General features: G+C 67.2%; 14 protein-coding genes. 5 read left to right on the top strand and 9 right to left on the bottom strand.

The annotated features are described in order from the left end of the window. Positions 1-15: 15 nt before the first annotated feature. Positions 16-1350 (bottom strand): NAD(P)/FAD-dependent oxidoreductase, encoded by a 1335-nt coding sequence (locus tag QZZ29_RS04845; RefSeq protein ID WP_291381811.1) that lies wholly within the window; start codon positions 1348-1350, stop codon positions 16-18. Positions 1351-1469: 119 nt separating this feature from the next. Here QZZ29_RS04845 and QZZ29_RS04840 point away from each other — a divergent pair, with 119 nt between their 5' ends. Then, positions 1470-2258: an SDR family NAD(P)-dependent oxidoreductase gene (locus tag QZZ29_RS04840; protein ID WP_291381809.1), complete on the top strand. Its 789-nt coding sequence runs from the start codon at positions 1470-1472 to the stop codon at positions 2256-2258. Positions 2259-2412: 154 nt separating this feature from the next. On the opposite strand, the gene glnA is transcribed toward QZZ29_RS04840, so the two are convergent. The 4 genes from glnA to lipB form a co-directional block, all read right to left on the bottom strand. Next, a complete protein-coding gene (glnA, locus tag QZZ29_RS04835) occupies positions 2413-3846 on the bottom strand; it encodes a type I glutamate--ammonia ligase (protein WP_291381807.1) in 1434 nt (477 codons plus the stop codon). Between the two features lie 178 nt (positions 3847-4024). Beyond that, positions 4025-4753 (bottom strand): DUF4191 family protein, encoded by a 729-nt coding sequence (locus QZZ29_RS04830; RefSeq protein ID WP_291381806.1) that lies wholly within the window; start codon positions 4751-4753, stop codon positions 4025-4027. A 78-nt stretch (positions 4754-4831) separates the two neighbouring features. Beyond that, positions 4832-5833, bottom strand: a complete 1002-nt coding sequence (gene lipA / locus QZZ29_RS04825; RefSeq protein ID WP_291381804.1) for a lipoyl synthase — start codon at positions 5831-5833, stop codon at positions 4832-4834. Next, complete coding sequence (lipB, locus tag QZZ29_RS04820; protein WP_291381803.1) at positions 5830-6531, bottom strand: lipoyl(octanoyl) transferase LipB; 702 nt, start codon at positions 6529-6531, stop codon at positions 5830-5832. The genes lipA and lipB overlap by 4 nt, the downstream gene beginning before the upstream one ends. A gap of 52 nt (positions 6532-6583) precedes the next feature. Between lipB and QZZ29_RS04815 the strand changes: the two genes are divergently transcribed. Both QZZ29_RS04815 and QZZ29_RS04810 read left to right on the top strand, forming a co-directional pair. Then, positions 6584-8758: an MMPL family transporter gene (locus tag QZZ29_RS04815; protein WP_291381802.1), complete on the top strand. Its 2175-nt coding sequence runs from the start codon at positions 6584-6586 to the stop codon at positions 8756-8758. A 69-nt stretch (positions 8759-8827) separates the two neighbouring features. Then, positions 8828-10030: a hypothetical protein gene (locus QZZ29_RS04810; RefSeq protein ID WP_291381801.1), complete on the top strand. Its 1203-nt coding sequence runs from the start codon at positions 8828-8830 to the stop codon at positions 10028-10030. 21 nt (positions 10031-10051) lie between these two features. Here QZZ29_RS04810 and QZZ29_RS04805 read toward each other — a convergent pair whose 3' ends face one another. From QZZ29_RS04805 to lpdA, 3 genes are read right to left on the bottom strand one after another with little or no spacing between them, the layout of a single operon-like run. After that, a complete protein-coding gene (locus QZZ29_RS04805; protein WP_291381799.1) occupies positions 10052-10945 on the bottom strand; it encodes a TIGR01777 family oxidoreductase in 894 nt (297 codons plus the stop codon). A 3-nt stretch (positions 10946-10948) separates the two neighbouring features. Continuing rightward, positions 10949-12781 carry a 2-oxoglutarate dehydrogenase, E2 component, dihydrolipoamide succinyltransferase gene (gene sucB, locus QZZ29_RS04800; protein ID WP_291381797.1) on the bottom strand — a complete coding sequence of 611 codons (1833 nt, stop codon included), beginning with the start codon at positions 12779-12781 and terminating at the stop codon, positions 10949-10951. Positions 12782-12799: 18 nt separating this feature from the next. Beyond that, positions 12800-14185 (bottom strand): dihydrolipoyl dehydrogenase, encoded by a 1386-nt coding sequence (gene lpdA / locus QZZ29_RS04795; protein ID WP_291381796.1) that lies wholly within the window; start codon positions 14183-14185, stop codon positions 12800-12802. Between the two features lie 94 nt (positions 14186-14279). Between lpdA and QZZ29_RS04790 the strand changes: the two genes are divergently transcribed. Further along, entirely contained in the window at positions 14280-14615 is a 336-nt protein-coding gene (locus tag QZZ29_RS04790) for an oxidoreductase (protein WP_291381794.1), read from the top strand. Positions 14616-14665: 50 nt separating this feature from the next. On the opposite strand, the gene QZZ29_RS04785 is transcribed toward QZZ29_RS04790, so the two are convergent. Next, positions 14666-16120 (bottom strand): leucyl aminopeptidase, encoded by a 1455-nt coding sequence (locus QZZ29_RS04785; protein ID WP_291381791.1) that lies wholly within the window; start codon positions 16118-16120, stop codon positions 14666-14668. Between the two features lie 31 nt (positions 16121-16151). Between QZZ29_RS04785 and QZZ29_RS04780 the strand changes: the two genes are divergently transcribed. Then, positions 16152-17168: a quinone-dependent dihydroorotate dehydrogenase gene (locus tag QZZ29_RS04780; RefSeq protein WP_291381790.1), complete on the top strand. Its 1017-nt coding sequence runs from the start codon at positions 16152-16154 to the stop codon at positions 17166-17168. Positions 17169-17191 lie beyond the last annotated feature (23 nt).

The following is a 17191-nucleotide window of genomic DNA, read 5'->3' as shown; positions in this document are numbered from 1 at the left end:
GGCCCGGTGGTCCCGCTATTGCCGCGGCTCCCGCCACAACCCCTCCATCGGGATCTCCCGTCGCAGGATGCGTGACGCGGCGCGGTGTCCGGAGGACATGGCGGCGGGGACGGTTGCGGGGTCGTCAGTCCAGGTGGCTTCGCCCGCGATGTGGAGAACGCCGCCGACAGGCGTGGCAAGGTTGTCGTGGTCGGCCGTCGTGGAGCCCACCATCATGTACGCGTACGCACCGTGGGAGAAGGGATCGTCCAGCCAGTGGGTCAGGCCCACGTGGCTCGGCCGCTCAACGCGGTCGCCGTAGAGGCGTTCCAGCTGCGCGAGAATTGACTCGACGATGCGTTCTTCGTCCCAGTTCCGTGTGGCAGTCGCAGCGGGTCCCGCGGCAAAGGTCAGGAGCGTCGGTGTGCCATGCAGGGCCGTGAGGTCGTACCAGGAGTGCCACCATCGGCTCTCGGGTCCCTGCTGCCGGATCGCATAGACATCGTCATCCCAGAACTTGGTCCGGAAGCGCAGGATCACCTTCTCAAAAGCATTCATTCTGAGCCGGCTGAGAGCGCCTGCGTTGGGTTCGGGCAGTGAAGGTTCAAACGTGAAGTCGCCCGACTGGAGCACACCAACCGGCACCGTCACAACAGCCGTGTCTGCCGCGAAGTCGCCGTGATCGGTGGTGACGGTGACACCCTCGGCGGACCATCGCACTCGAGAGACGACGTGTTGGAAGCGAACGTCGAGGCCCTGCGCGAGGCGCGCGGGAAGGCGATCGTAGCCGTCGGGGAACACCACCTCGTCGCCGTCGACGACGTCGTCATCGAGACCGTGAGCGGCGAGATCCTCTATCCACGCACCGTATTGTTCCTCTGATCGGTGTTCCAGGAACTCACGGACGCGCTGGGCGCGAGCGTTGTCCCAGCCCCGGAGGTCCAGCGCCGTCTCTGTGACGTCCCGATACGAGGCCTCCGCTGCCGACGCGGCGATCACCTCGACGAGGGTGGCATCCACGGCGTGGATGTCCTTCGTGAAGTCCTGTGCGGCGGCCTCTGAGAGACGCTCCCCGTCCGGCCCGTAGTACGCGATCGGTCGACCGTCCGGCTGGTAGCTGCCTACCGTGAACTCCACTGCCCGCATGCCGAAGGCCCGAGCGGCCGCCGCCACGGGGGAGTCGGCGACGCCGTGGATCCAGGACGCGCCGAGGTCGGTGATGAATCCGTCGCTGCGGTCCGTCCACACCCGGCCACCCACGCGATCGCGAGCCTCGAGTACGGCGACGCGACGGCCAGCGTGGGCGAGCAGCCGTGCGGCGGTTAGACCCGCCACACCCGCGCCGATCACGACGGTGTCGATATGGGCCATCCCTGACTCTCCTCCGCAGCGGTGCGCCACGCGACGCGCCTTGACGCTATCGAACCCAGCGCCGCCGCGCGACACGTGACTCGTTGACGGGCTCATCGACGTCTGACAGCATCCGTAGTGTGGCGACAACGGGACTTGACCTCACGGGGCGCGTCGCACTGGTGACCGGGGCAGGCAGTCCCACCGGCATCGGCTTCGCGGTATGCCGGCGGCTCGGCGAACTGGGCGCGGCCGTGGCCCTCACCGCCACCACGGACCGCGTGAGCGATAGGGTGCGGGACCTGCAAAAAGCGGGCGTGCGGGCCATGGGGTTGGTCGCAGACCTCACCGACCCGGCCGCGGCGGACGATGTGGTCGCCACCGTCACGCGGCAATGGGGCACCGTGGACATCCTGGTGAACAACGCCGGGATGGCGTCGGTGAGCGATAACGACGCCCTCTCGGGCGGTATCGACGGGCTTCCGTATGACGTCTGGCAACGTAGCCTGCGCCGCAATCTCGATACAGCCTTCCTGATGACTCGCGCGACGGTGCCGGTCATGCGGGATCACGGGTGGGGGCGGATCGTGATGGTCTCCAGTGTCACCGGACCCGTGATGGCGGCCCGCGGCGACTCGGCCTATGCCGCGGCGAAGGCGGCGCTCGTCGGCCTGGTGCGCTCCCTGGCCGTCGACCTGGCCTTCGACGGCATTACCGCGAACGCCGTCGCGCCGGGGTGGATCGCGACGGGCTCGCAGACCGCCGCCGAGGCTCAGGAGGGGGAGATGATCCCGATGCGACGCAGCGGCACGCCCGAGGAGATCGCCTGGCCGGTTGCGTGGCTGTGCACCCCCGGCGCGGCCTACGTGACTGGCCAGTGCCTCGTCGTGGACGGCGGCAACTCAGTCGCCGAGGAGCGGGTGCAATAACGGGTCGGGGCGACGTCGGCCCCGCTCACCCGTGTCCAGATGCAGAAGAGTCCACACGGACCGCTGTCGCCAGCGGGATATGGCCCGTGCGGACCCTCTGCGTACTAGGGCGGTGTCGAAATGACATCACCCCAGGTAAGGCGCTCTGTGACTGCTAGCAGTCGTAGTACAGCTCGAACTCGTGCGGGTGCGGGCGGAACCGCAGCGCGTCGATCTCGGCGGTGCGCTTGAGGTCGATCCACGTCTCGATGAGGTCGGACGTGAACACGCCGCCCTCCAGGAGGAACGCGTGGTCCGCCTCAAGGCTGTTGAGCACACCCTCGAGCGAGGACGGCACCTGAGGAATCTTGGCGTGCTCCTCGGGGGGCAGCTCGTACAGGTCCTTGTCCACGGGGGCGGGGGGCTCGATGCGGTTCTTGATGCCATCGAGGCCTGCCATCAGCAGTGCCGAGAACGCAAGGTACGGGTTACCCGACGAGTCAGGCGCGCGGAACTCGATGCGCTTGGCCTTGGGGTTCGAACCCGTGATCGGGATGCGGACCGCGGCCGAGCGGTTGCGGGCCGAGTACACCAGGTTGACCGGAGCCTCGTAGCCAGGCACAAGGCGGTGGTACGAGTTGACGGTCGGGTTGGTGAACGCGAGCAGTGACGGCGCATGCTTCAGGATCCCGCCGATGTACCAGCGGGCGACGTCGGACAGGCCTCCGTATCCCTTCTCGTCGAAGAACAGGGGCTCGCCGTCCTGCCACACCGACTGGTGGACGTGCATACCGGAGCCGTTGTCTCCAAAGAGCGGCTTGGGCATGAACGTCACCGTCTTGCCGGCGTTCCAAGCCACGTTCTTGATGACGTACTTGAACTTCATCAGGTCGTCGGCCGCGTGCAACAGCGTGTTGAAGCGGTAGTTGATCTCCTGCTGGCCCGCGGTGCCCACCTCGTGGTGTGCACGCTCGAGCTCGAGGCCCACCTGGCCGAGGATGGTGCACATCTCGTCGCGCAGGTCAGCGAACTGGTCTGCGGGGCTGACGGGGAAGTAGCCGCCCTTGTAGCGGGTCTTGTAACCGCGGTTGGGGGTGCCGTCCTCTTCGTACTCGACGCCGGTGTTCCACGCCGCCTCCGAGGAGTCGATGTGGTAATAACCCTCGTGCTGGTTGGTCGCGAAGCGCACGGAGTCGAAGATGAAGAATTCGGCCTCGGGTGCAAAGAAGGCGGTGTCGCCGATGCCCGTCGTCTTGAGGTAGGCCTCGGCCTTGGCGGCCACGTTGCGGGGGTCGCGCGAGTAGGGCTCGTTCGTGAACGGGTCCACGATCGAGAAGTTGATGATCAGCGTCTTGGCAACGCGGAACGGGTCAATGTAGGCCGTGGCCACGTCGGGCAGCAGCTTCATGTCGGACTCGTTGATGGCCTGGAATCCACGGATCGAGGATCCATCGAACATGGCGCCATCCGAGAAGACGTCCTCGGTGAACTGCGCGGCCGGAATGTTGAAGTGCTGCATCACGCCAGGAAGGTCACAGAAGCGGATGTCGACATACTCGACGCCCTCGTCCTTGACATAGGCGAGCGCCTCTTCGGCGTTCTTGAACATCGGATTGCTCCTTGAGATAGGTCAAGCCAACAGTGGCTCCACCCAACTTAGTGGCACGTCATTACCCGGGCGTATTCCGAGTGTTACGGGCAGGTTAAGAGGTGCCGCCACTGGGAGGCGAATGCCGACGCACACGGGCCCAAGGTCCCGCAGAAGCGTGCTCGACAACGCGGTGCGCCTAGCGGCCCCTCATCGCCTTGCGGTCGGCGCGCGCCTTGGTGGGGTCAATGCCCTTCGGCACGGCCATCTGCGGGCCGCCCATGGCGCGAAGTCGCGCACGCACGGTCTCGGCATCGGCCGACGAAAGGCCCTTGCGCAGGCCCCGGCCAAACTGCTTGGTCTTGGTGGCCTTGATCTGCTTGGTGAGGTGCTTGAGCTCCACTTCGTCCTTGCCGTGGCCCACGTAGATCGGGGTGACCGGAACGCCGGGAACGAGTTTGCCGAGCCGTGACACCGTCTGGGCGACCTGTCGACGTGCGGAGTTGCCGCCTTCGGCCAGCAGAACCACGCCGCCGTTGCCGACGCCTTGGAAGATCACGGAGCGGGTCTTCTGGTCAACCGCGATGGGCTCCTCGGCAAACTGCCAGCCCTTGGTGATCGATTGGGCGACCGCAAGCGATCCACCCATGACGCCGTCCATCTGCTGGAACATCTGCTTCTCAAAGCGCTTGGTCAGCACATACAGCGAGGCGACGGCGCCAACCATGAGGCCGATGAGGGGGCCGTAGATCGTGGCCGCCAGACCGTCTGTGACGACGCCCGCGATGATGCCCACCGCGAGCGGGACCACGAGGATGCTGCCGAGAATCCACGGGAGCGCCTTGTCGGTCTTCGCAGTGACCGTGTAGGCCTGCCAGAGTGTCTTGTACCAACGTTGCTTGGGTGCGGGGGATGCTTGCTTCGCCATAATGCGCCCAGTCTAGACGCCTGACGCTGGCTCGCCCCGCGCGCACACCCTCCACCGCCCGTCGGCAGCGTTGAGCGATTACCGCGCGAGCAGTGAGGAAGCCTCTTGCCGCGCGGCCATCGGCTTGGCGAGGTGGGTCAACTGCGACGGAATCTCGCGTCCCTTGCGTGTCATGGCTTGGGCCCACAGCCGCCCGGCCCGGTACGAGGAGCGCACGAGCGGTCCGGACATGACCCCCAGGAACCCGATCTCCTCGGCGGCGGTGGACAGTTCCACGAACTCCTCAGGCTTGACCCACCGGTCCACGGGGTGGTGACGGGGGCTCGGGCGCAAGTACTGGGTGATGGTCAACAGGTCGCAACCCGCATCGTGCAAGTCGTGAAGCGCCTGGACGGCCTCGTCAAACGTTTCGCCCATCCCCAAGATCAGGTTGGATTTGGTCACAAAGCCGTCCGCCTGGGCCGACGTCAACACGGACAGCGAGCGCTCGTAGGTGAAGGCCGGACGGATGCGCTTGAACACGCGCGGCACGGTCTCCACATTGTGCGCGAGCACCTCGGGTCGAGAGGAGAACACCTCCGCGAGCTGGTCGGGCTTGGCGTTGAAGTCGGGGATGAGCAATTCGACGCCAGTGCCTTCGTTGACGGCGTGAATCTGGCGGACGGTCTCCGCATACAGCCAGGCGCCGCCGTCGGGAAGGTCGTCGCGCGCCACGCCCGTCACGGTCGAGTACTTGAGACCCATCTGGAGCACGGATTCCGCGACGCGTCGCGGCTCGTCGCGATCGAGGTCTTCTGGCTTTCCCGTGTCGATTTGGCAGAAGTCGCAGCGCCTGGTGCATTGGGAGCCGCCGATGAGGAACGTCGCCTCGCGGTCTTCCCAACATTCGAAGATGTTGGGACAGCCGGCCTCCTCGCACACCGTGTGCAGCCCACCGCTGTGGACCAGGGACTTGAGCTCCTTGTACTCGGGGCCCATGGTGGCGGTGGTGCGGATCCACTCGGGCTTGCGCTCGATGGGCGTCTCGGCATTGCGGGCCTCGACGCGTAGCATCTTTCGACCTTCGGGGGCGAGCGTCACGCGATCTCCTGGGGTTGCGGGGTTTCGTCGGCTTGGCGGGAGGGGTCCGCGCCGTGTGACTCCCATCGTATGTCGATCAAGGCGCCCTCCAGTGCGGCCAACGTAGCGGGCACTACCTCGGCGAGTTCCACGGTGCGGCCGAGTTCGGCGCTGAGCGATGTGACATCCGCGTCGGCGATGCCGCAGGGCACAATCTTCTGAAAGGCGCTGAGGTCAGGGGTGCAATTCAGGGCGAAGCCGTGCATCGACACGCCCTTGGCGACGCGCACGCCGATCGCGCAGATCTTGCGTTCCCTGCGGTTCTGCGTCGCGGGCAGCCACACGCCGGAACGGCCCTCGACCCGAATCGTATTCAGGTCGTAAGCGGCGCACACCTCCATGATGGCTCGCTCGAGCCGGCGCACGTATTCCACCACGTCGAGGGGTTCCCGCAGTCGAACGATGGGGTATCCCACGAGCTGCCCGGGCCCATGCCACGTGATGCGCCCACCCCGGTCCACGTCGATGACCTCGCTGCCATCGACCGGACGGTCCCAAGGCGCAGTCCGCTTTCCGGCGGTATAGACGCTGGAGTGCTCCACCAGGATCGTGGTGTCGGGCCGGTGGCCCGCCACCACCTCACCATGGATCTCTCGCTGCAGCGCCCACATTTCGCGGTAATCGCGGTGCGCGCCGTTCAGCAGGTTGATGATCTGCATGCGCCAAGGCTAACCCGGGAATGCGCCGGCGTCGGGTGCGTTGGGCAGTCTCATGAAGAGTCGCGCCTGGTGGAGACCCGTTCTTGTCCTTGTCATGATCGTCGTGTGGATGGGCATTGGGGGCGCGGGAGGGCAGACCTTCGGCGTGCTCAGCTCCGTTCAGGAGAACGAGAACTCGGCGTTCCTGCCGTCGTCGGCCGAGTCGACAAAGGCTGCTGAGGCTCACGCGCAGTTCGTCCCCTCCGATGCGGTGCCCGGACTGTTCGTCATCGACGGAGCCGGCCCGGACCAGATGGCTGCCGTCCAGTCGTTTGTCGATGCGGCCGTGGCGGCTCCTCTTGAAGGCGACGAGCAAGGACGCACCGTGGGCGACATCCTTGCGAGCGACCCTCACGTGGTGCCCTCGCAAGACGGCCAGGCGACTCTCGTCGTCTTTGACGTGACGGCTTCGCTGGTTGGCCAGGCTTCGGGCGAGGCCACGCTAGGAGAGCTCTTCGCCCAGAGCGTGCGCACCACGTGGGCTCGACAGGACATCAATGCCGATGGCTACCTGACCGGTGCCGTCGGACTCGTGGCCGACCTGGTGGAGGCGTTCTCGGGTGTCGATGGCATCTTGCTGTTGGTAGCGCTGCTCGTGGTGCTGGTCATCCTGCTGATCGTCTACCGCAGCCCCGTGCTCCCCTTCTTGGTGCTCGTCACGTCGATGATCGCCTTGTCTGGCGCCATCGTGCTCGTGTATGCGATGGCCAAGGCCGACGTCATCACGCTCAACGGCCAATCTCAAGGCATCATGTTCATCCTGGTGGTGGGCGCGACCACTGACTACGCGCTGCTGCTGGTGGCGCGCTACCGCGAGGAGCTGCTCCATCGCCGCAGCCCCTACGACGCCATGCGCGAGGCGTGGCGTCGCTCGATATCCGCGATCGCCGCATCGGCCGGCACCGTCATCGCCGGACTCTTGGTGCTGCTGCTATCCGACCTGAAGTCGAACGCCTCGCTCGGCCCGGCAGGCGCCATCGGCATCGCGGCGGCGTTCCTCGCCGCGCTGACCCTGCTGCCCGCGTTGCTGCTGATCGGCGGCAAGCACGCCAGAGGTGTGTTCTGGCCCGCTCGCCCGCGATACCTGGGCGACGATGACGACGACGCGACCACGATCGAGGCGGTCGAGGCGCGTTCCGGTGTGTGGGGCCGCGTCTCGCGCGCCGTCGACGCGCGCCCTCGGCGGGTATGGATCGGCGCGGGCGCCCTGCTGGTGGTCATGGCCGCGGGCCTGACCCAGCTCGAGGCCAACGGCATCGGGGACCGCGATGTGTTCCTCACCAAGACCGAATCCGTCGAGGGCTTCACGGTGCTCGAGGATCACTTCGCCGCGGGGGCCACGGCGCCCGTGAGGCTCATCGTGAACCAACAGGACGCCGACGCCGTGTTGGCGGCCGTGAAGGGCGTTGCGGGGGTCGAGGATGCCTACCTGCTCACGCCAGCCGTGGCCCAGGGCGCCCCGGGCGGCACCGTCCCGGGTGACCCCATCGTGGTCGACGGGCGGGTCGAGATCAATGCCGTAACTCAGGCATCCTCTACGGCGCGGGCCGCGCAAGACGTGGTGGCTCAGATTCGCGCTACGGTCCACCCGCAGTCGGAAGGTGCGCTCGTCGGCGGGTCCGCGGCGGAGTCCTTGGACACTCGACTGACGACCGACCGCGACATCAAGATCATCGTCCCGGTGATTCTTGTGGTCATCTTTGTGGTGTTGGCATTGTTGCTGCGCGCCCTGGTCGCCCCCGCGATCATCGTGCTGGCAAACATTCTTTCCTTCGGCGCCGCGCTCGGGGTGTCCGCCCTGGTCTTTGATGACATCTTCGGTTTCCCAGGCATGGACCCTGGCACGCCACTGCTCGGTTTCGTGTTCCTCGTGGCATGGGGCGTCGACTATTCGATCTTCCTGATGTCGCGCGCGCGAGAGGAGTCGCTGGTGCACGGCACCAGTCAGGGCGTGCGGCGTGCCCTCGCTGTGACCGGTGGAGTGATTACCTCCGCGGGAATCGTGCTCGCGGCGACGTTCGCGGCGCTCGGGGTGCTTCCGTTGATCTTCTTGGCGCAGATCGCGTTCATCGTCGGCTCTGGGGTCTTGATCGACACGTTCGTGGTGCGCTCACTGCTGGTACCGGGCCTCATCTCAGACATCGGCAGGGCCTCGTGGTGGCCGTGGGCGGGATCCTTCCACGACTGAGCCGCGCCCGGGCACATTTCGGCCTGTGGATATCGCCTACAGGGGTCGCCAAGGCGGCACCGTAGAGGCATGAGTTCTCAGGAGACGCCCGCAACAGCCGCGGGTGAGCGAGTGGTCGGATACGGCCACGAAGCGTTTGAGGCGGTGCGCGCGAGGGTTGCCAAGGTCGCGAGCGTCGCGCACCCCGCTCTTGACGTGCCGTCCCGCGTCACGATGTTGCCGGGGGAGGCCGTCGCCGTGGCGGAGCCGGGCCAGGATGCTCCGACGTTGCAGGTCGTGCTCGATACCCGCGGTTCGCTGAGCGCAGGGGAGTGCGTCTGGGTGGGCATGGCGGTCGCCGAGGCGCTGTCCGCTTTGCATCGTGCGGGCCTGGCCCACGGCGCGATCACCGCCGATGCTGTCCGAATTCCTTCAGGCGGGGTGCTGCTGGGAAACCTCACCCACGGTCCTGCAGAGACGACGGCGCCCGATGACATCGCGGCGCTGGGCCGGCTGCTGGCGTCATGTGTGAGCGGTCCGGAGGCTGAGCGGGTACACGCGTGGACCGAACCCATGACGCACGCCGATCCAGGCTCTCGCCCCACTGCCGCCATGGTCGCCCGGGCACTGGGATCGTGTGCGCCGCCCGAGCCATTGCAACACGCCCCCCGCGGTATCGCTTCCTCGATGCGGGCATCGGTGGTGCCGCCCGGGAAGGTGCGCAGGCTGCCGCAAGCGCGCTGGTGGAGATGGCGCCAGGTCGCCCGCAGATGGTTCCTCAAGGCCGCGATAGGGGCGGCCGGTGTCCTGGTGGTGGCGCTCGGCGGGTGGGTGGCGGCGTCGGCGCTAGCCGGAGGTTCCGACTCGACCACGCGCGTTCTCGCTGCGGTGCCGGCGGAGCAGGATCCGGCCCGGGCGGCTGAAGAAGCCACGTTGGCGCGGTTTGACGCTCTTCGGGGCGAGGACGCGCCGCCATGGGTGCGGTGGACTGCTGATGGCTCTCCGGCCCGCACGGAGGCGGAGGCGGCCGCCGAGGCCCTAAAGGAAGGGCGAATGGTGGTTGACGGGCTGACGGCAACGATTGATCAGGTCACCGTGGTATCGGCTCAGTCCCTGGCTCCTGACGCCGCGCTGGTGCGAGTGTCGTATTCCCTGAGCGACCACGCCGTGACCTGGGACGGCGAGACAACGCGGTTTGAGGGCTACTCCCAGACGGTAGACCTTCACTTGGTGAGGGGAACGGCTGGTTGGCTGGTGAGCTCCGCGGGTGAGGTGGCGGAGCCCGGCGCCTAGGGCTCACCGCGCACGGGTCCGTTAGCGCGCGTTGTCCGCCACGTAGCGAGCAGCGTCCGCCAACGTCGGGTGTGACCAGGTGAAGCCAAGGCCAGTCAGGACTCCGGGCACACCGGCCTGCGAAGCCAAGAGGTCGTCTGCGGCCTCCCCGATGACGGTGCGTAGCACCCAGCCTGGTACAGGGAAACCGCGCCGCTTTCCGAAGGCCCTTGCAAGGGCGGCAATGATCTCCGCCATCGTCGCGGGGTGCGGCGCCACCACATTCACCGGGCCGTGGTGGGGCTGTTCCATGAGGAACCGCAGCGCACGCACCTGATCTTCGAGTGTGACCCACGATTGAAGCGCGTCGCGGCTTCCCAGTGATCGCAGCAGATTGAACTCGATGAGCGGGAGGAGCCTTTGAGCGAAGCCGCCATGCCCCGCCAGCACGAGCCCGGTGCGCAGGTACGCGACCGTCGCGCCGGCGTCGACCGCGGGCTGCGCGGAGGACTCCCATGCTTGCGCTACATCGGCGAGAAAGCCCTCGCCGGGGCCCACGTGCTCCGTCAGTTCGCGGTGGCCTTGGTCGCCGTAGAACCCCATGGACGAGCCTTGAAGCAGCACCACGGACGGATTCGCCGCGGCGATGGCGTTGGCAATGGTGGCGGTCGAGTCGGTGCGCGACTGTGTGACCACCTGCTTGTAGCTTCCCGACAGGCGCTTGCTGCCGATCGAGGCTCCGGAAAGATTGACCACCACGTCGGCCGACGCGACGACATCGTGTTCGATCCTGTGATCGGCAGGATCCCACGACGATTCGTTGCCGGACCGTGCCTCGCGCCTCACGAGCGCGATCACCGTGTGGCCGTCCGTGCGCAACGACTCTGTCAGGGCTGATCCGATCAGCCCTGACGCGCCCGATATGACGACTCGCACGTGCTAGAGGTCGAGCGACGATTCGAAGTCGCCGCCCTCGATGAGGCCCTTCACGGTCTGCAGGAAGCGCGCGGCGTCCGCGCCGTCCACAATCCGGTGGTCGTAACTGAGTGGGAGATAGCACATGGGCTTGACTGAGAGCACGTCTTCACCATTGACGCCCTTGCTCACCACCACGCGCTTCTCGATGATCGTGGTGGCGAGGATCCCGACTTGCGGTGAGGGCACGATGGGCGTGTCCAGAAGCGTGCCGCCCGAGCCCGTATTGGTCACGGAGAAGGTGCCGCCGCTGATCTCGTCGGCTTTGAGGCCGCCCGACCGGGCGCGGCTGGCCAGGTCTGCGATTTGCTGGGCGTGCAGGGCAATCGACTTGTCGTCCGCGTTGCGCAGAGTGGGCAACATGAGGCCCTTCTCCGTGTCCACGGCAAGAGACAGGTTGACCTCTCCGTGATAGACGATCGAGTCACCATCCACGGACGCGTTGAGGTTCGGGTGCACCACCAAAGCGTCGGCGACCGCCTTGGTGAAGAAGGGCAGGAACGTCAGTTTCGCGCCGTGCTTGGCCTCGAATGCAGACTTGCTCTTGGCTCGCAGGGCCCAGATGGCCGAGCAATCGACCTCCACCACGGTGGTGAGCTGCGCCATACCGTGCAACGACTCGAGCATTTTCTCCGCCGTGATCTTACGGATGCGCGTCATCTTGACGGTGGTGCCGCGCAATGAGGACTTGTCGTTGCCCGCAGCAGCCGGAGCGGAAGCGGCCAGCGCCGTGTGCTCCGCAGGAGCCGGGGGCTCGGGTGCGGGAGGGGTCGCCGCAAGAACGTCTTCCTTGCGGATGCGACCTCCCACGCCGGTGCCTTCGAGGTGGGCAAGATCCACGCCACGCTCGGCTGCGAGCTTGCGTACAATCGGCGTGACGTAGCCGGACGTGCCGCCAGCGGTAGCGCCGGAATCGCCTACGGGCGCCTGCTGCGGGGTGGGCGCCTGCGCGGGCGCGGCGGTCGGAGCAGCTGCGGGCGCGGCAGGCGCAGGCTCAGCAGCGGGAGCGGGCTCCGGTGCTGGAGGCGCAGGCTCAGCAGCGGGAGCAGGCGCAGGTGCTGCAGGGGCGGGCTCCGGTGCTGCAGGGGTGGCGGGCGCTGCCTCAGCAGGAGCTCCCGAACCGACCCTCGCCAAGACGGTGCCGACCTCGACGGTCTCGTCTTCACCCACCAGAATCTCCAGCACGGTGCCAGCTACGGCCGAGGGGATCTCGGTGTCAACCTTGTCGGTCGAGACCTCAAGGATCGGCTCGTCGACGGCGACTTGGTCGCCGACAGCCTTGAGCCAGCGCGTCACGGTGCCCTCGGTCACGGACTCACCAAGCGCGGGCAGCGTGATGTCGGTCGCGTCGCCCGACGGCGTGGGCGCGCTTTCCGCCGGCGCGCTCGGCGCCTCCGCGCTGGGCGCGGGAGTGGCCGACGATGCTGCTCCAGCAGGTGCCGACGGTGCGGCGGGCGGTGCAGCAGGAGGCGTGGGTGGTGTTGCGGGCGGAGCGGGCGCGGCGGCCGGTTCGGGAGCGGCGGGCGATTCGGGAGCGGCGGGCGCGGAACTGCGTTCAGCGGCATCTCCAAGGCGCGCCAGCACGGCGCCGACCTCGACGGTCTCGTCTTCGTCCACGAGGATCTCGAGCAGGGTGCCTGCCACAGGGGAGGGAATCTCGGTATCGACCTTGTCCGTGGACACCTCGAGAAGAGGCTCGTCCACCGCGACCGTGTCGCCCACTGACTTCAGCCAGCGGGTGACGGTGCCTTCGGTGACGGACTCTCCGAGCGCGGGGAGGGTGACGTCGGTGCTCATTGCGGGTCTCCTTGAGGCCTAGTCGTGCGCGTGAAGTGGCTTGCCGGCGAGTGCGAGGTGCGCCTCCCCGAGCGACTCATTCTGGGTGGGGTGGGCGTGGATCAGGGGTGCAACGTCTTCAGGGTGGGCTTCCCAACTGACAATCAGTTGCGCCTCGCCGATCTGCTCGCCCACGCGGGAGCCGAGCATGTGGACGCCAACGACCGGACCGTCGACCACGCGCACCAGCTTGATGAACCCTGCGGTTCCCAGGATCTGGCTCTTGCCGTTTCCGCCAAGGTTGTACTCGAGGGACTTCACCGTGTCTTCGCCATACTGTTCTTTCGCCTGGGCCTCGGTGAGGCCGACCGACGCGACCTCTGGCTCGCAGTAGGTGACGCGCGGGATGTTCGATTCCACGATGGGGGTGGGGTTGAGTCCGGCGATCTGCTCCGCGACAAAGATGCCTTGCTGGAAACCGCGGTGTGCGAGCTGTAGCCCCGGGACGATGTCGCCCACCGCGTAGATGTTTGCGATGCCGGTGTGAAGCTTCTCGTCGGTGAGGACGAAGCCGCGGTCCACTCGTACGCCCTGCTCTTCGAAGCCAAGCCCCGCGGTGCGCGGGCCGCGGCCCACGGCGACCAGTAGCACGTCGGCCTGGATCGTGGAGCCATCCTCCAGGGTCACGGTCACGCCGCTGTCATCCTGAGTGACGCCCTGGAACCGGGTGCCCAGTTTGAAGTCGATGCCGCGCTTGCGGAACGCGCGTTCGAGGCCCTTTGACAGCGACTCGTCCTCGTTGGGCACGAGGTGGGGCAACGCCTCGATGACCGTGACGTCTGCGCCGAACGACTTCCAGACGGATGCGAATTCGACTCCGATCACGCCTCCGCCGAGCACGATCGCCGAGCGCGGCACCCACTCCAGCGCGAGTGCCTGGTCGGACGTCATGATGCGACCGCCGATCTCGAGACCGGGAAGGCTGCGAGCGTAGGAGCCGCTCGCCAAAATGACGTTCTTGCCGGTGTAGCGCTCTCCGCGCACCTCGATGGCGTCGGGGCCAACCAGAGTGCCGTGACCGTCGATGACGGTCACGTTGCGGGACTTCACGAGGCCCTGCAGGCCCTTGTAGAGCCGGTCGATCACGCCCTGCTTGTAGGCGTTGACCTTGGGCATGTCAATCGAATGAAACTCGGTGTTGACGCCAATCGCCTCGCCGTGGCGGGCGTGGTCGGCAACTTCGGCGGCGTGCAAGAGCGCCTTGGTGGGGATGCACCCCCAGTGCAGGCAGGTGCCGCCTACTTTTGCTTCTTCGACCATGCCCACGCTCAATCCGAGCTGGGAGGCGCGCAGGGCTGCGGCGTAGCCGCCGGAGCCGCCGCCGAGGACGAGAACGTCAAACGAGTGGGCTGTGGACTCGGTCACGGTACTCAATTCTCCTTGTAAGGACGCGGGTAGGTCCCATCTTGCCACTCGTGGCGCGCCGCGCGAACTCGACATCCGCGACTACGCTGTCAGCATGAGTTTTTTCGGACGCCTCTTTGGCCGCGGCAGGTCGACCGTGATGCCCACCGGCTCGGGGTCGCGCGAGGCGCAGGCCAAGACGATGCAGCATTTCCGTGAGTTTGTCTCCGCGCGGGAGGGTTGTGAGGCTTTCATCGAGCCCGCTACCCGCGTCACGCAGACGACGCTGGTGGTCGTTGCGGGAACGGGGGAGTGGACTCGCCGCAAGGTTCCCGACGCGGCCGCGGCCCGCAAGGTCTGCAAGGACCTGTCGGTCCCTGTGTTCGACGTAAACCTTTCCGGCTACCCCTCCCGCATGAGGGAGTGGAACCAGACGCACCGCCAGATCTAGCGCGCGCCGGTTTCCCGGCGCCCGCCGTCTGTCACGTGATTCCGCCGTCGTTACGAGCCTGCGCGGCGCTCAAGGAATTCGAAGAGCGTGCGCACTGCGGACCCGGTGGCCCCGGGCACGGTGTACCCGTAGGCGCCGTCCTCATTGAAAGCGGGTCGCGCGATGTCGAGGTGCACCCACGTGGCGTCGCCAACAAACTGCTTGAGGAACATCCCCGCCGTGAGCATGCCTGCAGCTCCGCCCGAGTCGCCGACGTTCTTGAGGTCTGCCACCTTGGACTCCACCATCTCGAGCAGGTAGTCGCGTAGCGGCATGGGCCACATGTCCTCGTCCACGGCATCTGCCGCGGAGACGATCTCGGCCTGGAGGTCGGCCGAACCCATCACGCCGGACGTCCGCTTTCCGAGCGCGACGCCCTGAGCGCCGGTGAGAGTCGCGACGTCGATGACCACGTCAGGGTTCTCCTCGAGCGCGCGGGCGAGGCCGTCGGCCAGCACCAGCCGACCCTCGGCGTCGGTGTTGAGCACTTCGACCGTCTTGCCTCCGTACATCCGGATGACGTCGGACGGCCGCTGGGCGGTACCGGAGGGCATATTCTCCGCAAGGCACAGCCAGCCGGTCACCGCTATCGGCAGTTTGGCGCGCGCGGCGGCCAGCACGGTGTGCAGGACGGCCGCGGCGCCCGACATGTCGGACTTCATCGTCTCCATCGACTTCGGCGGCTTCAACGAGATGCCGCCCGTGTCGAACGTGATTCCCTTGCCCACGAGCGCGACCGTCTGGCTAGCGCCGTCAGGCGCCCACGCGACGCGAACCAGGCGGGGCAGGCGCGCGGAGCCCATCCCGACCGCGAGGAGGCCGCCGAAGCCTTCGTCGGCAAGCTGTTGTGGTTCCCAGACCTTGACGTCGCAGCCCAGCTGCGCGCCAAAGCCCTGGGCGATCTCTGCGAAGGAGCCAGGGAACAGATCGAGCGGGGGAGTGTTGATGAGGTCTCGCGTGGCGGCGACGGCTCCCGCAATCACCTTGGCACGCTCGAGGGCGCTGTCCGACGCGCCAGCGACCAGCCAGTCGGTGAAGTATTCCTCGTCCTCGCCCTGCGCATCGGACTTGTAGTCCGTGAACACATAGGAGCCCAGCAGGGCTCCCTCGGCCACGGCAGACGCCGCACGATCGCTGGCGATCGGGAGGCCGAGGGCGACTGTTCCCGGCCGCTTCCCACACGAGCGGGCTGCAGATCCCGCTGCGAAGCGCAGGTCGCCGTCCGTAGCCTCGCCGAGGCCGACGAGCACCACGCGGCGGGCCGCGGTGGCGCCGCCGGGAAGCACGGTGACTGCGCCGAGCTTGCCCGTGGCCTCAAGGGCGGCCGCGGTGGTGGAAAGGGACTCCTGGACGTCGCCGGGCAGCTGCGGGTGTGGGGTAACCCTGCCGTCTGCGTCCACACCGAGGATGAGGGCGTCGCAGGCCAAGGTGGAAAGGGAATCTTGGGTCGTGGAAATCGTGGTCATGGTCCCGAGCCTATCCCGCTAAGTTATTCGCATGTACGCCCTGTTCTTTCGCTGGGTCATCCTGAGGATGAACACCGAGCGAGCGCACCATGTGGCCGTTGCCGCGTTCCGGTGGGGGTGGCCGCTGGTGGCCGTGGCGCGGTGGCTGAGAGTCATGCCTCCGGCGCCCGCATCGGCGGCCGTGGAGGCGTTGGGCACGGTGTTTCCCGGCCCGTTGGGCCTCGCGGCCGGACTCGACAAGAACGCCGTGGCGGTCAAGGGCCTGTGGCTTGCTGGCTTCTCGCATGTGGAGGTGGGCACCGTCACACCCAAGCCACAACCCGGCAACGAGCAGCCGCGAGCCTGGCGCGAGTTGGACGTGCGCGGATTGCGCAATCGCATGGGCTTCAACAACGAGGGCGCCGATGCCGCCGCACGCCGGTTGGCGAAGTTGCGGGCCTCCGCGGTGGGTCGATCGGCGCTCGTCGGCGTCAACATTGGCAAGAACAAGTCGACCTCGGCCGAGGATGCGCCGCTCGACTACGGGTACTGCGCGCGGGTGCTTGCGCCCTACGCCGACTACCTGGTGGTCAATGTCTCCTCGCCGAACACTCCGGGGCTACGCGACCTGCAATCGGTGGCCGCGCTGCGTCCCATTCTTGAGCACGCGCGTGCAGGCGCCGTGGAGGCGGTCGAGGGCCGCAAGGTGCCGCTGTTGGTGAAGATTGCGCCCGATCTCGCGGACGACGATATTGATGCGGTGGCGGATTTGGCGCTCGAACTCGGTCTCGACGGCATCGTCGCGACCAACACGACCATCGGGCACGAGCGTGGGCCCGGCGGGCTTTCCGGTCCGCCGCTCCTGAGCCGGTCGGTCGACGTCATCGCGCGCCTGCGGGTGCGACTGGGCGCGGACATGTGTCTCATCGGCGTCGGCGGGGTCACCACGGCGGACGATGCCAGGGCGCTGCTCGACGCCGGTGCGACCTTGGTGCAGGGCTACACCGCGCTCGTCTACGAGGGCCCATTGTGGCCGTCACGTATCAACCGGCGCCTGGCGATGCGCTGACCATCTCGCGAGAGTCGCCCCAA

It is taken from the genome of Demequina sp., from assembly GCF_016278765.1.
Lineage (GTDB): Bacteria > Actinomycetota > Actinomycetes > Actinomycetales > Demequinaceae > Demequina.
This window is presented reverse-complemented; position numbering and strand designations above follow the sequence as displayed.

Coding starts and splice junctions, on each gene's coding strand:
- QZZ29_RS04790 (WP_291381794.1), top strand. CDS start 14,280: ATGAGTTTTTTCGGACGCCTCTTTGGCCGCGGCAGGTCGACCGTGATG.
- QZZ29_RS04830 (WP_291381806.1), bottom strand. CDS start 4,753: ATGGCGAAGCAAGCATCCCCCGCACCCAAGCAACGTTGGTACAAGACA.
- lipB (WP_291381803.1), bottom strand. CDS start 6,531: ATGCAGATCATCAACCTGCTGAACGGCGCGCACCGCGATTACCGCGAA.
- sucB (WP_291381797.1), bottom strand. CDS start 12,781: ATGAGCACCGACGTCACCCTCCCCGCGCTCGGAGAGTCCGTCACCGAA.
- QZZ29_RS04815 (WP_291381802.1), top strand. CDS start 6,584: ATGAAGAGTCGCGCCTGGTGGAGACCCGTTCTTGTCCTTGTCATGATC.
- QZZ29_RS04785 (WP_291381791.1), bottom strand. CDS start 16,120: ATGACCACGATTTCCACGACCCAAGATTCCCTTTCCACCTTGGCCTGC.
- QZZ29_RS04845 (WP_291381811.1), bottom strand. CDS start 1,350: ATGGCCCATATCGACACCGTCGTGATCGGCGCGGGTGTGGCGGGTCTA.
- glnA (WP_291381807.1), bottom strand. CDS start 3,846: ATGTTCAAGAACGCCGAAGAGGCGCTCGCCTATGTCAAGGACGAGGGC.
- QZZ29_RS04810 (WP_291381801.1), top strand. CDS start 8,828: ATGAGTTCTCAGGAGACGCCCGCAACAGCCGCGGGTGAGCGAGTGGTC.
- QZZ29_RS04780 (WP_291381790.1), top strand. CDS start 16,152: ATGTACGCCCTGTTCTTTCGCTGGGTCATCCTGAGGATGAACACCGAG.